The organism is Noviherbaspirillum autotrophicum, assembly GCF_000818395.1.
Classification (GTDB): domain Bacteria; phylum Pseudomonadota; class Gammaproteobacteria; order Burkholderiales; family Burkholderiaceae_D; genus Noviherbaspirillum; species Noviherbaspirillum autotrophicum.
The window spans coordinates 1,060,621-1,076,334 of the sequence record NZ_JWJG01000028.1 but is presented as its reverse complement, the minus strand read 5'-3'; the positions used below and the strand labels follow the sequence as shown (position 1 = coordinate 1,076,334).

The window sequence follows — 15,714 nt, the reverse complement described above, 5'->3', positions numbered from 1 at the left end:
ACTACAAGGGAGTCGTCATGAAAAAATATCCACTTCTTGGGTTTATCGTTGCTGCGCTCGCGTTGCCGGCCTATGCGCAGCAAGCCGGATCGGCATCGACTGGGGGCACCGCCAATCAAGGCGAGCCGGGTACTGCGGCAGCGCGTGAAGCACTCAAGAAGCAAGAGGGTGACACCGATCAGACTACGCTGCTCAAGCAGACGCTGACGGCGGTCGACAAGCAGTATTCGCTGCTCAAGCGCGGCAAGCTGGCTGCAACCTATGACCTGGGCTACACCTATATCGGCCAGGACAAGATCAATGCCAACTTTTCCAGGGATACCGGCACGCTGACCTTGTTCAACATCGAGAACGACAGTTCGCACACCATCACCAACACGCTGACAGTGGACTATGGTGTGCGCGACAACCTGACCGCCAGCCTGAGCCTGCCGATCATGAGCAAGTATTCGGAAAATCCATCGTTCAGTGGATTGTCGCATTCGCTCGGCGATATCGGAGTTAACGCACGCTTCCAGCCCTTCGAAGTCCAGCGCGGCAAGCCGCAAGTAACTCTGACCGGGGGCGTGCGGCTGCCTACCGGACGCAGCCCGTTCAAGGTCGATGCCAACCAGGGCGTGGCAACCGGGTCGGGATACACGTCTTTCACCGGAGGCGTGAGCCTGAACCACGTGATCGACCCTGTCGCTTTGTTCGGCAACGTGAGTTATACGTACAATCTGCCGGCCAAGCATCTTTCCCAGATCCGAAGCGACGGCAGCGTTTTGAAAAAGGTAGCGCCGGGTAATAGCTTCGGCTTTGGACTCGGCTTCGCGTATGCGCTTTCCTATGACATCACGACCTCGTTCTCGATCAGCGAATCGATTTCGTCATCCACCAAGCTCACCTACGCGGATGGCACGACCAGCAAGACAAAAATCCAGACCGGCGGCGTGATGAGCTTCGGCCTCGGCGTGCGCCTGTCGCCGAAGACCACGGTCAATCTGACTGCGGGCATCGGCCTGACTGCCGATTCGCCCAACTTTACCCTCGGCCTGAGCCTGCCACTGGAATTCTGATCGGAAGCGACTGCGATGGATCACACCTTCACACGGCGAAATACGCGTCGCAGGGCGCGAATCAGGCGGGCAATGGCAGCGGCTTCCTTGCTGGGCGTCGGCATGCCGCTGGCTACTCATGCTGCAGTTAACGAAAATCTGTTAACCAGCGTTACTGCAATGTCGTTGGGTAATGCTGTTACCGCCGACCCGCCGGGGATCGAGTCGATCCACTTCAATCCGGCTGGGTTAGCGCGTGTGAAGGGTGACCGCGAGTTTCACAACATTTTCCTCGCCACCCTCAATACGACTGCGAAGTTTCATCAGCCGGATAACTTCGACATTGGCGGCTTCAAGAACGATCCGGTAAACGGTACTACCGGCGGGCCGACTCGCCTCAACCTGTATGTACCAGGGTATGGCATGCCGGGATGGCGTCTGCCTGCGGCAGCCGCCGCGACACTGGGCTTTTCATTCAATAACGAAGGATCACCGTTCACTTTCGGAACTCTCACCTATCCGCAATCGGTCTTCTCCGTTGATCACACAAAGGATCCGAACGATCCGATGCGTTTCGACGGAAAGCGGATGATGATGCAGCGCTTGGCATTGCTGTCGCCAGCGGTAGGCTATCAGGTGTCCGACACGCTGCGCGTCGGCGTTTCGGTGCCGATTTCGCACCAGGCGATGGTCATCAATACCGACATGCGCTTGCCCAACAAGCTATTGGGTATTATCGGCAAGCTGCAGGAAGGCTGGTGTGGGGATGGCGGCAATCCAGTTGACACGCTGGCGTTCGGTTTGTGCGGCGGCGGCCCGGAGGGGAGGATCAATCCGTTCAAGCGGGTAGCGAACCTGAACGTCGACATGACGGCTCCCATCGATCCCACGATCAACCTGGGAGTATTGTGGGAGCCGAAGGACTGGTTTGCGCTGGGTGTCGTGTATCAGGGCGGGTCGAAGGCCGTGCATACGGGGACATATGAATTCAGGGCGGACCCGATGATGCGCAAGTTCGTCGAGGGCATGTACGCGAGTCTGCTCGGCCCGATTGCCGCTGCAGTAACTGGCATGCCGACCTCGATACCGGAAGTTCAAAAGGGGAATGTGACGGCGACCATACCGTTTCCGGCGCATTGGCAGGTTGGCTTCAAGTTCAAACCAGTCAAGCGCGTCCAGTTCAACGTGGACGCGAACTACACGAAGTGGAGCGAATGGGACGCGCTCACGCTCCAATTTGATCAGAGCATCAAGCTGCTGGAGGCCGGACGCATATTGGGCATCACGGACCCCAGCAAGCTCAGTATCAATACGGGCTTTCGCAGCGTTGTGCACTGGGGTTTCGGCCTGCAGCTGCAAGCGACCAAGAAACTGACGCTGCGCTTCGGTTACGAGCCGCGCAAGAGTTCAATCCCCGCCGACAAGATGTCACTGATGACACTTCTGCCGGACACCAAGCTCTACAGCGTCGGGTTCAATCTCAAGATCGACCGCGACACCGACATCAATGTCGGCGCCAGCTATCTGAAAGGCGATTTCGATGCGCCCGCCAGGTCGAGCTGCAACCTGAACTGCGACAAATTTTTCAATGCGATCTACAACCCTTATGCAGGAATGGATGTGTCAGGCGGCATCCGCGTGAAGTACATCGGCTTCAATTTCACCAAGCGCTTCTGAACGAGCCCATAGCTCTTCGGGATTTGTTTTGCCTCTTTATAGGAGTACTGCCATGTTCAAATCAGCTATTGCAGTCATCGTCGTCGCAGCCAGCGCCGCTGCGGCTAATGCCGCCGAACCCGCTAAGGCAGCAGCGTCTCCGGCCAAGCTGGAGCTTGCCAAGCGTGTTGCCCAACTGACGCATTCCGACGCGATCGCCCAAGCAATGCTTCTGCGTCCGGTTGCCGACGCAATGCAACAATCAGACGCTGTGCTTCAGGGACGCGTGACTGCCGATAAACAGGCAGCCGCGCTGAAGGACATCGGTGCCGAAGCCAAGAAATTCGTTGAAGAAAATAGTCCATTGGTGCAGAAAAGCGCGGAAAAGTACATCCCTCTGACGGTCGTGCCATTGCTGGCTGATCGGTTTACCGAAGACGAACTTCGTCAGATTATCGCCATGTTGGAGTCGCCGTTGAAGAAAAAATACGAGGCACTGCTGCCCGAGATGGAAAAGGCGTTGGGGCAGAAGGTTGCGAGTGATGTTGGCCCGACGATCAATCCCAAGCTGACCGATCTGAAACAGCGTATCGGCCTGCGCCTGCGCACTGCCTCCATGCCCTGAGCAATGTTTGAGACGTTTCAGGCCAGGACGGGCAGTGACACTGCCCTGTACAGCGAATGCATCTTTGGTGAGGGGACAACATGAGGTACTCGTCAGCGATAGATCTGGTATATGGCATCAAGGCCCGCTTGGCCGAGCGTCATTTCGACGTTGACGCATTGTTCAAGCAGGCAGGGCTCGCCGAGGGCGAATGCATTGCCGACGACGCATTGACGCTGTCCGACAAGCTCAGTCACTTGTGGGAGCTGGTCATGCACGCGTCGGACGACGCCTTGGTCGGATTGAAGGTGTCGTCGCCGCAGCCGCTGGACCGCTCCGGGTTGATGGGGCATATCCTGCGGGCGTCGCCGGACGTGAAGTCGGCTATCGAAAATCTGGTGCGCTATACACCTCTGGTGTCCCCGGCTATTCAAAGCACGATTGAACATGTGCCTGGCCGTATTCGCGTCGGCCTGTATCTGCAGGGACGGCAGCGCAACTCGCCGCAGCAATACTATGACTTCGTTTGGTGCATGGTGCTGCGGACCATCCAGTGCGCCGCCGCACGCAATGACTTGAAACCGGCGCTGGTGACCTACGCCTTTCCGAAACCCGATCAACCGCAGATCGTGCAAGCGTATGCCGAGGCGTTTGGCTGCCCAGTGCGCTTCGACATGCCGGCCAATGCGATGGAATTCGACAATGCCGACTTGACGGCGCCAATTACCACCGCGCGCCCGATGGCGGCGGACTGGGCGCTCAACATGCTGGCGGAGCTGGCGCAATCCCAGCGCGACTGGACTCGCCGCATGCTGGCGAAAATGGACCAGACACAGCGTGTCGTACCCAGTGTCAGCTTCAGTTCCAAGGTGCAGCAGCTACTTTCTGGCATGCTGCCCAAGGGGGAACCGTTGCGCGAAGATGTCGCCAAGCAGTTGAGGATGAGTGAACGCACCTTGCAGCGGCGGCTGGCGGAAGAGGGCACAAATTTCACCAAGCTGGTGGACGACACCCGGCGCGAACTGGCGCATCAGTATCTCAGCAAGGGCGAACTGTCCTTGAAGAAGATGAGCTTCCAGCTTGGATTCTCCGAGCCAAGCGCATTTTGCCGGGCATGCAAGCGCTGGTTCGGTCGCTCGCCGAAGCAATTGCAGCAAGGAGCAGCCTTGTTCGAAGGCGGCGAGGCTTGCTTGCCACACGACACGGTAAGCGCGACGGGTCGCGACGATTCCGAAGTGTTTGCCGCCTAGTCCAACTAAACACGGACTGGCTTCACCGACTCAGGTAAGACAAAGGATTGCCATGCCAGCATTGCTGTTTCGTACGCGTTTTTTGTTGACGATGGCTGCCGCGAGTCTGGCGCCGGCGCTGGGTAGCGTTGCGCGTGCACAGGACACCGCGCCACAGACAGCGCAGGCGTCAGCCCAGAATTTCGCGGCCGCCATTGCCATCGCCACCTCGGAGGCAGTCGTCTCCCGCTTGTCTCCTTCCGCCATCAAGCCATACGAATATCTGGTCAAGGATGCGAAGGAAATGAAGGGCTTTTTCACTCTGTATCAAAAGGATGAAAAAGTATGGATGGAGATCAGGCCGGAGCAGCTGGAAAAGCCGTTTTTCTTTTCGGTGAACGTATCCAACGGCATCGGTGAACGCCGGCTCTACGGCAGCCAAATGCTTGGCAGTCATATGGCGGAATTCAAGCGAGTGGGCAACCATATTCAACTGGTCGCCAAGAACACCAAGTTTATGGCTAAACCAGGTACGCCGCAGGAAATCGAAGTCAGGCAAGCATTTTCCGACAGCCTGCTTGCCAGCGTCCCGGTGGCAAGTACGCCGCATCACCAAACCAAGGCCATCCTGATTGATGCCAGCGCGTTACTGTTCGGCGACATCCCCGGCTACGCGACACAGCTTGATGCTGCGTATCACCAGCCCTATACGATCGATCCTGCCAACAGCAGCTTTGACAAAGTGCGCGCGGACGAATTCCTGGCCGGATTCCAGGTCAATGCACATTTTTTTGTGCCGAAAATAGCGGCATCGACTGGGGCGCAGAACGGGCTGGTGCAACCCAGCTTGCCGACCACGACGCCCGATCCGCGCAGCTTCTTTATCGGCTTCTACTACAGTTTTGCGCCGCTGCCGGCAGAGCCCATGCATGCCCGCATTGCCGATGACCGGATCGGCCATACGGTGACGACGCGCTACGATTTTTCAGACGACGTCACGATGAAGACGGCGGTGCATTATGTGAATCGCTGGCGCCTGGAAAAGTCGGATCCGAAGGCTGAACTGTCCGCGCCGAAGCAGCCGATCGTCTACTGGCTCGACAAGAACATTCCGGAGAAATACCGCAAGTCTGTCGCCGAGGGGGTGCTCGAATGGAATAAGGCATTCGAACGCATCGGCTTCAAGAATGCCATCGTCGTCAAGCAGCAGGCTGAAAACGACGACTTCGATACCCTCGACGCGCGCCACGCGTCGATACGCTGGTTCATCGGCGCCGATGCCGGTTTTGCGATCGGCCCGTCACAGGTCGACCCGCGCAGCGGAGAAATCCTGGACGCCGATATCGGCATGTCCGATGTGTATGCGCGCGGTGCACGGCGCATGATCAATGAAAATATCGGCCAGCCACTGGCGTTCAGCCCCACGCATTGTGATTTTGCGCATGAAGCAGCGCATGAAATGGGATTCGCGCTTGGCCTGTTGCAGGCGCGCGGCGAAGTCGAGATGGGCACACGCGAGGCAGACGCGCTGGCGCAGTCCTATGTCAAGCAGGTGGTCATGCACGAGGTTGGCCATACGCTTGGATTGCGCCACAACTTCAGGTCTTCCACCGCCTACAGCCTGAGCCAGATCCAGGACCCGGAATTCACCAGAAGGAACGGCATGGCCGGTTCGATCATGGACTACACGCCATTCAATATCGCGGCCAAAGGCGACAGGCAAGGCGAATATGCAATGTCAACCTTGGGGCCATACGATTATTGGGCGATCGAATACGCGTACAAGCCGATCGATGGCGCGCGGGAAAAGCAGGAGCTGGAAAGGATCGCCGCACGTTCCAATGAGCCGCAGCTGGCCTATGGGACCGATGAGGACGCGGGCGGGAGCGTGGCCGACCCGGAAGTGAACGTGTTCGACCTCGGCAGCGACCCGCTGGCGTATTTCAAGAAGCGCCTGGTCCTGTCGCGCGAACTCTGGATGCGCCTGCAATCCAGGCAGCTGAAGCCGGGCGAGAGTTATGAGAGCTTGCGCAACAGCTTCGATTACGGCTTCACGCAGTTCGCAAGCACGGTGCCGGTGGCAGTGAAGTATATCGGCGGCGTGAAGTTTTTACGCGACCATGCCGGCACCCCGCGCGCCACCTTCACGCCGGTGGCGGCGGAAAGCCAGCGTGAGGCGCTGGCCCTCATCAACGACAGCTTGTTTAACGTGGACAGCTTCAAGTTTGCCCCCGAGTTGATCAGCCGGCTTGGCGTTGATCATTTCGATCCGGCCAACAGTCGCGACATCTCGGTCGCTAACCGTGTGCTGGCGGTGCAGGTGGCGGCGCTCGATCAGTTGATGTCCGATCCAGTCGCGTCACGTCTTCTGGATGCTCAGGAAAAAGTTGCCGATGGCAAGAAGCTGCTGTCGTTGAGCGAGCTTTACGATGCGTTGCAAGATGCGATCTGGAGTGAGCTGAAGAGTGGAAAGGACATTCCTCGCTTGCGCCGCAATCTTCAACGCGAGCATCTCAGGCGTCTTGCTGGCGCACTGTTGAAGCCCGGCGTATTGGCTGATGTGCGCAGCCTGCAACGCGAAAATGCGATTCGCCTGCAAGGAAAAATCCGCACTGCACTGAATAAGCCGCTGAGCAGGGAAGTGAAGGCGCACCTGAGCGAGAGCCTCAATACCCTGGACGACGCATTGAAGGCGCCATTGCTGCGTGCCAATGTATAGACAGGGCCGTAGTCAGTTGAGATGGCTGCGGTAGCGAGGGGGCAGCGGTGCCCTCTCGTGCATGCCTTTTTCTTCATCGTAGGTTGGCGCGGAATCAAAATGAATCGATTGCGGCACAGCATGACTGCCGGGAACTGGCGTTTGCCCCGGGTAGGGCTGCGCTCAAACAAACTGACTGAGCGCAGCTTTGACGCGGCCTCTTTGTGAGTTGGCCGCGTCTTGAAGCATCATGCGGTGTACAGATATTGCTGCGCCCCTGCTTATGCCATGGGCTTTGAGTGGCCCGTAAAACTTTGCGCTGGCCTGGCGGTCGTCGCGATGTCGGCAATGTGCGGCGATGTCGGTTGCCGCTGCACAGTCATGCCATGCCGGCTTGGCGCGATAGTTCTGGAAGGAGTTCTTCGGACGGGGCGGGCACAGGCGCCACCTCCGTTGCCGTTCGGGTTGCCCGCTCCAGTTCGGAAAATGCATCGTAAGTTAATGCCATCAAGCGTTCGGGGTCGGGAACCATGTCGGTGTCGACAAACAGGGCAAGCTGAATCTGTCCGGCATAGGAAATGAAGGCCAGGCCGACGCCGATTGTTCCCGCCTGCGGCACCCAGCAAATCAGGTCGGTGAGCCTGGACCCCGCCAGATAACGCGGCTTGGCAGGCCCTTCGATGTTGGTCAGGACGACCGAGCCTTTGGATGTGAACAGGTTCAGCGCAAAACGCTGCAAGAAGCGCGGCAGGCAGCCGGCAATGGATAGGAAGGCCATGGTTGCCTTGGGCTGATGCGATTTCTTGATCGCAGTCATGCGCCGGCTCGATTCGCGCAGCCGCTGCACCGCATTATCCAAGTTGGTCGGCAATTCAACCGCAACCAAGCCGAATTCATTACCCAATTGGAAGGCATTTGCTTTTTCCCGCAAATTGAATGTAACGGCCGCGCGCAGGGGCTTCCTGTCCACGGGTTCGCCACGCTCAGCCAGGTATTGACGCAAAGCCGCGGAGACCGCGGCAACCCATACATCATTCAACGTGACGCCCATCCTTTTCGCCATGGTCCTGACCTGATCCATGGGGAGCGGCGGCACCCATACCAGTTGTTTGTTTCCCGCCAATGGCGCCTTGAATTGAGTCTTCGCATCAGGCATCAACAAGGCCAGGCGCGTGACGTGGGCGGCGATTTTTAACCAGGAGATGCCCTGGACGATGCGCGAACATACGGGATGAAGGACAGGCTGGGCGCGATGAGGATGCCCCTCGGCAGCCGGAACCTTGCCATGACTGTCGTTATCGTCGGTGAGATGGTTGAGTACATGTACCAAGCCCAGCCCGTCTGTAATGCAATGCTGTACCCGGAAGACAATCGCATATCCACCATCGACCTTGTCGACCACGGTCATGTGCCACAGCGGATGATTCCCGTCCAGCGGGGCGTGCGCCAGCACGGTAAGGTGATTCTGAAGCTCCTGGCGACTGACTTCCTGCGCCATTTTCTCGAGCTTGATGTGATTGAGAATATTGAAGTCTTTGTCCTCGACCCAATAGGGGCGGCCCATTCGTGTCACGACTTTCTGCGTGAACCTCGGGTAATTCGGCAGTCGATGCGCCACTGTCGAGATCAGGCGCGCCAAGTCAAGTGCCCCTTCGAACAGAAGAATACTGTTGATCACCATGAGGTTCCTGTCCGTATCCATCCGATACCAGGCAAAGTCCCGTCGCGTCATCGCTGACTGGCTGTTTCGTTCTGACTGCACGACATCGCCCGGACGGCCTGTTTTGACGAAAGGTTCCTGCTGATCGGCCTCAAGCGGAGCGGAAAGGGGATGTTTCACGGTTGGTGTCTCCGATGTTGGCGTCTTTGGGCTACGACGCCTTTTATCGCGCTGCATGGCGGCTAGTTCTGATCCCAGACGCGTCCGGCTATTCCAGGACCGGGTTCAGAAGCGTACACGCCGAGCCGATGCGCAACTTTTTAATAATGAATGCCGCATCGCCAAAGCCACGATGGACACAATCGACCTAGGCAAAGTGCGGGACAGTTGGCGTCAGATTTAAGACAAAAAAGTAGTGCAAAAAACGCAACGCCAAGTCGATTGATGTTAATTCGAAACCTACAAATGACTAGTTTTGTTGCCTTGTCTTCGCAAGCCAAATGGTTGGCTTTAAGAGTCAGGGCGAGCAGGAATGGCGGCAAAGTTTCTGCGTAGATATTAATCAACTGAATTCCGAAGCAGCCATATTTTGCTACTAGGAATGTGACTCTCAATGTCACAAATTTGGCTTCCGGGGCCATGGCGAGCTGCAATGTTTATTCCGGATATTGGCTTAATCTAAACGTTCCTCTTGTTAATCAAATGCTAATAAATGGCATGCCCATTGATTCTGGATGGGATTGTTCACTTTGGGGGTAGATATAGAACTCTAATTCAGCCTCGGGTAGGGACGCGGCCAATGCTCGTTTGCTTTCCCGAGGTCGAGGCAGGTCCGGTTGCATATTGAGGAGACGTGCCGGCGAGAGTATCTGCTGGCGTTGCTACAAACAAAAAGGTTGGAAAAACCTGAGGATCAAGCGATGAAAGACAAGTACAAGATAGTTGGCCCGATTTACGACTTGTTAAGCGCGGTGTATAGCGGAAATTCAATTCATCACTGCAAAGTGGCCATGCTGGAACACTTGAAGCCCGGGGACAAAGTGTTGTTCGCCGGCGTCGGTCATGGAAGAGATGCGGTGCATGCGGCGAAGCTGGGCGCCGAAGTGACAGTCGTCGATCTGTCGGAAACGATGCTGAGAAATTTCCAGCGCAATCTGGAAAAGGAAGGCGTCACCGTCAAAATCCGCCGCGTACATAGCGACATCATGAAGGTGGATGAATACGAAAAGTACGACATGGTGGTCGCCAATTTCTTCCTCAATGTCTTTAGCGAAGAAATGATGGTGCGCGTGCTGCAGCACCTGATCAAGCTTGGCAAGCCCGGCGCAGATGTGGTCGTCGGCGATTTTTCTTACCCGACCGGTAATATTTTTTCGCGCGCTTTCAAAATCGCCTATTGGTACGGCGCCGTTCTGTTCTTCTGGCTGTTCGCCGGAAATGCAGTCCACAACATTTACAACTATCCGGAGTCGATGAGGCGCCTCGGATTGCATATCCGTGAACAGAAGCATTTTCGGTTGCTGATGCTGAACTGCTACTGGTCTGTCCTAGGGAAAAAGCCTGTCTGAAGCAACGAAACGGGGTATGGCGCTAGTCCAGCCGTATGCGCATTGCAGGCCCCTGCATGACGCGTGTACGGCAGAAGGAGTTTTGCAAACGGCCTGAGTCGATTTCCTGTTCGGCCCGTCGCAAACGCGCGCACCGCTTTTCGATGCCAGCTTGCCGCATATATGGAGGTCGACTTGACTGATCAGGCTTTTGCGCTGGATAGGCCTATTGCCACTGGCGTCACACATATAGACATCGCACGCCGTAGCGCGTGCCTGAAACAGTTCGGCTCGCATTCGATGGCGTTTTCGACGATGCAACCGGACCTGGCGTATTTCGATATGCCGGGAATCGGATACATCGCCTATGCCCGGCATTACGGCGTGCGGTTCGCACTCGCCGATCCGGTGTGCCACCCGAAGCATCGCGAGCTGATGCTGGACCGCTTTCTTGCCGAGTTTCCCGACGCGGTGTTCGTACAGGTCAGCAAGGCAGTGGTCGATCATCTTCATTATCGCTACGGGTACTACGGCACGCAGTTCGGCAGCGAATCGAAGATCGACCTGGCGCACTGGTCGCTGCGCGGCGCGAAGAAACAGATCATCCGCACCGCGATTAACCAGGCCCGCAATCAGGGGATCGTGATACGCGAAGGCGGTTTCGATCATGACGTCCGGAAAATCTCGGAAGCCTGGATCCGTACCCGCCGCTGCAAGAACAATGAAATCCGTTTCCTGATCCGGCCAATGCTGATCGATTTTCGGGAGGGCACGCGCTATTTCTACGCCTACCTGGGCGGGAAGGCAGTCGGGTTCGTCTTCTTCGATCCGATCTACCGCGACGGCAAGCTGGTCAGCTATGTTCCGAACATCTCCAGGTCGTCCGCCAACTTCAAGCAGGGCTTGTGGTATGCCCTGATGGCGCATGCGATGGAAGTCTTCAAGGAAGAAGGTGTCGCGTACATCGATCTGGGCCTGGTGCCGCTGATGCTAGCGGAGACTGTCGAACCGCAGGAGTCGCGGCTGTTGCGCCGCGTGATGTCGGTGATTCGTGAACGCATGGATTTTTTGTACAACTTCAAGGGACTGGAATTCGCCAAATCGCGCTTCCAGGGCACGGTCGAAAAGACGTACTGCTGCCACCGCAACGCCATGCCAGGCTTTGCGATGTTTGCCCTGTTCCGCCTGACGCGCATCATTTGATTTGCACGCGTCAGCAATGCCGGCCGTGGCCACCGGCCGGGCTACCTGTCCGATTGAGAGAAAAAAGATGACACAACCAGTACAAAATTTGAGCGTACGGGCGGCCTTGTCCGGCAAGCGCATTTTGTTGACGGGGACAACCGGCTTTCTGGCGAAGGTGGTGTTGGAAAAACTGGTTCGCGCGGTGCCCGACGTCGACCGGCTGATCCTGCTCATTCGCGGCGGCCGCGGCTGCGACGGCGCCCGTGAACGCTTTGAGCGGGAGATCGCGACCTCGTCCGTGTTTGACAGGTTGCGGGCGGAGCAACCCGATTTCCTGGAACGCTTTTTTATCGACAAGGTGGAATGCCTCACGGGCGAAGTGACGGAGCCCGGATTCGGCCTTCCAGCAAGCAAGTTCGTGGAACTGGCTGGGCGGGTCGACGTGATCATCAATGCCGCCGCCAGCGTGAATTTCCGCGAGCCGCTCGATCAGGCGCTGGCGATCAATACCATGAGCCTGCACCACCTTACCGCTCTGGCGCGCGCAGCGAATGCCCCTCTCATCCAGGTATCCACCTGTTACGTCAACGGATACAACCGGGGCGAGATGCGCGAGCAGATCGTCAACCCGGCCGGTGCAGCGATTCCCCGCCATCGTGACGGGTACTATGATGTCGACGCGCTGATCGGCAAACTGCAGAAGAAAATCGAGCGTATCAAGGCCGCCGTGCGTGATCCCAAGCTGCTGGAGCGGCGTTTGACCGAGCTGGGTATCGCCGAGTCCAACCGCTACGGCTGGAACGATACCTACACGTTCACGAAATGGATGGGCGAACAGCTTGCCATGCGCGGCATGCACGGCCGCCCGCTCAGCATCCTGCGCCCCTCCATCATTGAGAGCGTGCTGCAGGAGCCGGCGCCGGGATGGATTGAAGGCGTCAAGGTGGCCGATGCGATCATTCTGGCCTATGCGCGCGGGAAAACCAGCTTCTTCCCGGCGAAGACCGACGAGGTCATCGATATCATTCCCGCCGATCTGGTCGCAAACAGCATACTGCTGGCGACTGCGGAAGCCATCGCCGATCCAGGGCCGCATCGCATCTATCAATGCTGCAGCGGGTCGAGCAATCCGATCCTGATGGGCGAGGTAATCCGTCTGCTGGAAGGGGAATCGAAGCGGAACTGGCGCGCATACGACCGCTTGTTCTATAACGAACCGAAACATGATTTCCGCGTGGTGAACAACGCGTCGTTCCGTCTGATGATGGGTGCGATGGGCGCGGTTGTCAGCGTTCGCAGCGCGCTGCAGCGCCTGCTCGGCGCCGGAGGCGCGTCGAGATCGCTGGAAGCGTTGCGCACCACGCGCATGCTGGCCATCACGTTCTCTTTTTATACCCAGCCGCGCTACCGTTTCCATAACTCGCAGCTGCTCGCGTTGGCGCAGCGCTTCAATGCGCAAGACGGATTCCTTTTTCCCGTGGACGCCCGCCTGATCAACTGGCCTGATTATTTGTGCCGCATCCACATGGCAGGGCTGAACCGGTATGCGTTGCGGCGCAGGGAAGCCGCTGCGGCCAGCGCGCCGGTGAGCGCGGTCGTGCCCGCGCCGCAGGTGGCGCGGTAAGCGTATCCGGGAAACGAACGCAGCGTGCAATTGAACGTTTTCAGAAAGGGATGGGAAGATGCCATTGGCGAATATTCTCGCCATGTTTATCAAGCAGAAGCGGCTGCCGCGTACGCCGGACGGATCCGCGCCCGCCGCATCGTCTTCTGCGGCGCAGGACGGCCGGCATGCCGCCCCGGATATCGACGAGCGGCTGAAGGAAGCGGTATCGCTGCATAAAAAGGGCGCGCTGATGCCGGCGCAAGCGATTTACCGCGACATCCTGCGCCTGCATCCCCGGCATGCCGATGCCCTGCACTACCTGGGGCTGATCGCATTGCAGCAGGGGCAGACCCAGGCAGGCGTGGAGCTGATCGGCCAGGCGGTGGAAATTGACGGGTGCCAGGTCCCGGCAATGAGCAACCTGGCGATGGGCTTGCTGCAGCTGGGCCGCCATGTCGAGGCGCTGGGATGCTACAACCGCGCGCTGCAACTCAGGCCCGAAGCAATCGAGCTGCACTACAACCTCGCCAATGCATTGCTCGGCCTGAACTGGCACGATGAAGCGCTAAGGGCGTGCGAGCGCGCGCTGAAAATCAAACCGGATGATGCAGCCCTTTTGCAAAACCGGGGAACGGCGCTACTCCTGTTGCATCGGTATCAAGAAGCGATTACAGACTTCGAGCGCGTGCTTGCGCTGAATCCGGACAATCCCGAGGTACTCAACAATCGCGGCCTGGCATTGGCGGCACTGGGCAACTATGACGAGGCTCTCGCCAGTTATGAACGCGCACTTGCGCAGCAGTCCGACTTTACCGATGCGCTCAATAATCGCGCGATTGCACTGACTTCGCTGAACAGGAATACGGAAGCGCTTGCCAGCTGTAACAGGGCACTGGCATTGAAGCCCGATTTTGCCGATGCGCATAATAACCGCGGCAACGCCTTGCGGAATCTGCACCGGTTTGAAGACGCACTGGCCAGCTATGAACGGGCATTGCGCTCCAATCCGAATTTCAGGGAAGCGCTTCAGAACTATGGCGCCATTCTGTTTGTGTCGGGGATGTTCGAGCAGGCGGCACATGCGTATGCCCGGCTGCTGCAGCTCGCGCCGGACGAAGACTATGTGCTTGGGAGCCTGTTTTCCTGCCTGCTGCGCTGCTGCAGCTGGGCGCAGTATGCGCAACTCAAGGAACGGCTCGTTCAAATGGTGCGGGCCGGGAAGAGGGCCGCCACGCCATTTTCATTGCTTAATGCGTCGGATTCGCCTGCCGACCAGAAGCGCTGTGCGCAAATTTACGCCGCCGACCTGTTTCCCGGGCGTGCCGCTTCGCCCCGGCCGGGAGCACGGCACCGGCACGACAAAATTCGCATTGCCTACCTGTCCGCCGATTTCCATAACCATGCGACTGCCTATCTGATGGCGGGATTGTTCGAGGCTCATGATCGGCGGCGCTTCGAGGTATGCGCCGTCTCTTTCGGCCAGGATGTCCATGACGAGATGCGCGGCCGCCTGCAGCGCGCCTTCGATCGATTTTTCGACGTGCGGGAGAAGAGCGACATCGAAGTCGCGCAGCTTCTTCGCGAGCAGGAAATCGATATCGCCGTCGACCTGAAGGGGTTCACTTTCGGTAATCGGACCGGCATTCTCGCGCAGCGCGCCGCTCCCATCCAGGTCAACTACCTCGGCTACCCCGGCACCATGGGAGCGGACTACATCGACTACATTCTCGCCGATCGGCATGTCATCCCGGAGGAGGAACGGCAGCACTATTCGGAAAAGGTGGTGTACCTGCCCGATTCCTACCAGGCGACCGACTCCAAGCGCAGCATCGTGCAACAGGTGCCGGGGCGCGGGCAGGTGGCATTGCCCGAGTCCGGTTTTGTGTTCTGCTCATTTAATAACTGCTACAAGATCACGCCGGCGATATTCGATATCTGGATGCGCCTGCTGCAACAGGTGCCGGGCAGCGTGCTATGGCTGCTCGAAGACAATCGCACGGCATCGGCCAGCCTGCGCCGCGAAGCGGCGGCGCGCGACGTGGACCCCGGACGACTGGTGTTTGCGAACAGGATGAACCAGGGCGAGCATCTGGCGCGCATGAAGCTGGGCGACTTGTTCCTGGACACCTTGCCGGTAAATGCGCATACCACGGCAAGCGATGCCCTGTGGGCGGGGTTGCCGGTGCTTACCTGCCTCGGGCAGTCCTTTGCCGGGCGCGTGGCGAGCAGCCTGCTGCACGCAATCGGCTTGCCGGAGTTGGTGGCGAAAAGCCTGGAACAGTATGAAGAGCTGGCGCTGCGGCTGGCCGCCTCGCCGTCGCGCCTGGCGGAGATCAAGGCACGCCTCGCGGCCAATCGCGCCAGCTTTCCGCTGTTCGATACTGCGCGGTTTTGCCGCCACATCGAGGCCGCCTATATGCACATGTGGGAGCGCTATCAGAAGGGTGATGCGCCGGAAGGCTTTGCCGTGCCATAGGAATACCGCACCGCCT

Annotated in this window: 10 protein-coding genes; 9 read left to right on the top strand and 1 reads right to left on the bottom strand. The window is 58.2% G+C overall.

Annotated features, from left to right (window positions below):
- The first annotated feature begins 17 nt into the window (after positions 1 to 17).
- From TSA66_RS06230 to TSA66_RS06210, 5 genes are all read left to right on the top strand, one after another.
- A complete protein-coding gene (locus tag TSA66_RS06230; protein ID WP_040039405.1) occupies positions 18 to 1,058 on the top strand; it encodes a transporter in 1,041 nt (346 codons plus the stop codon).
- A 72-nt stretch (positions 1,059 to 1,130) separates the two neighbouring features.
- Positions 1,131 to 2,714 carry an OmpP1/FadL family transporter gene (locus TSA66_RS06225; RefSeq protein ID WP_232429414.1) on the top strand — a complete coding sequence of 528 codons (1,584 nt, stop codon included), beginning with the start codon at positions 1,131 to 1,133 and terminating at the stop codon, positions 2,712 to 2,714.
- Positions 2,715 to 2,766: 52 nt separating this feature from the next.
- Positions 2,767 to 3,318 (top strand): DUF2059 domain-containing protein, encoded by a 552-nt coding sequence (locus TSA66_RS06220; RefSeq protein ID WP_040039403.1) that lies wholly within the window; start codon positions 2,767 to 2,769, stop codon positions 3,316 to 3,318.
- Positions 3,319 to 3,398: 80 nt separating this feature from the next.
- On the top strand, positions 3,399 to 4,547 hold the full coding sequence (locus tag TSA66_RS25410; RefSeq protein ID WP_084199362.1) for an AraC family transcriptional regulator: 1,149 nt from the start codon (positions 3,399 to 3,401) through the stop codon (positions 4,545 to 4,547).
- Between the two features lie 52 nt (positions 4,548 to 4,599).
- Entirely contained in the window at positions 4,600 to 7,245 is a 2,646-nt protein-coding gene (locus tag TSA66_RS06210) for a zinc-dependent metalloprotease (protein ID WP_040039402.1), read from the top strand.
- 358 nt (positions 7,246 to 7,603) lie between these two features.
- On the opposite strand, the gene TSA66_RS06205 is transcribed toward TSA66_RS06210, so the two are convergent.
- Positions 7,604 to 9,064: a wax ester/triacylglycerol synthase family O-acyltransferase gene (locus TSA66_RS06205; RefSeq protein WP_232429413.1), complete on the bottom strand. Its 1,461-nt coding sequence runs from the start codon at positions 9,062 to 9,064 to the stop codon at positions 7,604 to 7,606.
- A 740-nt stretch (positions 9,065 to 9,804) separates the two neighbouring features.
- Here TSA66_RS06205 and TSA66_RS06200 point away from each other — a divergent pair.
- The 4 genes from TSA66_RS06200 (at position 9,805) to TSA66_RS06185 (ending at position 15,698) form a co-directional block, all read left to right on the top strand.
- Entirely contained in the window at positions 9,805 to 10,452 is a 648-nt protein-coding gene (locus TSA66_RS06200; RefSeq protein WP_040039401.1) for a class I SAM-dependent methyltransferase, read from the top strand.
- Between the two features lie 162 nt (positions 10,453 to 10,614).
- Positions 10,615 to 11,634, top strand: coding sequence for a DUF2156 domain-containing protein (locus TSA66_RS06195; RefSeq protein WP_084199358.1), 1,020 nt, complete (start codon positions 10,615 to 10,617; stop codon positions 11,632 to 11,634).
- A gap of 67 nt (positions 11,635 to 11,701) precedes the next feature.
- Entirely contained in the window at positions 11,702 to 13,240 is a 1,539-nt protein-coding gene (locus TSA66_RS06190) for a fatty acyl-CoA reductase (protein ID WP_052452145.1), read from the top strand.
- Between the two features lie 58 nt (positions 13,241 to 13,298).
- Complete coding sequence (locus tag TSA66_RS06185) at positions 13,299 to 15,698, top strand: tetratricopeptide repeat protein (protein WP_052452144.1); 2,400 nt, start codon at positions 13,299 to 13,301, stop codon at positions 15,696 to 15,698.
- Positions 15,699 to 15,714 lie beyond the last annotated feature (16 nt).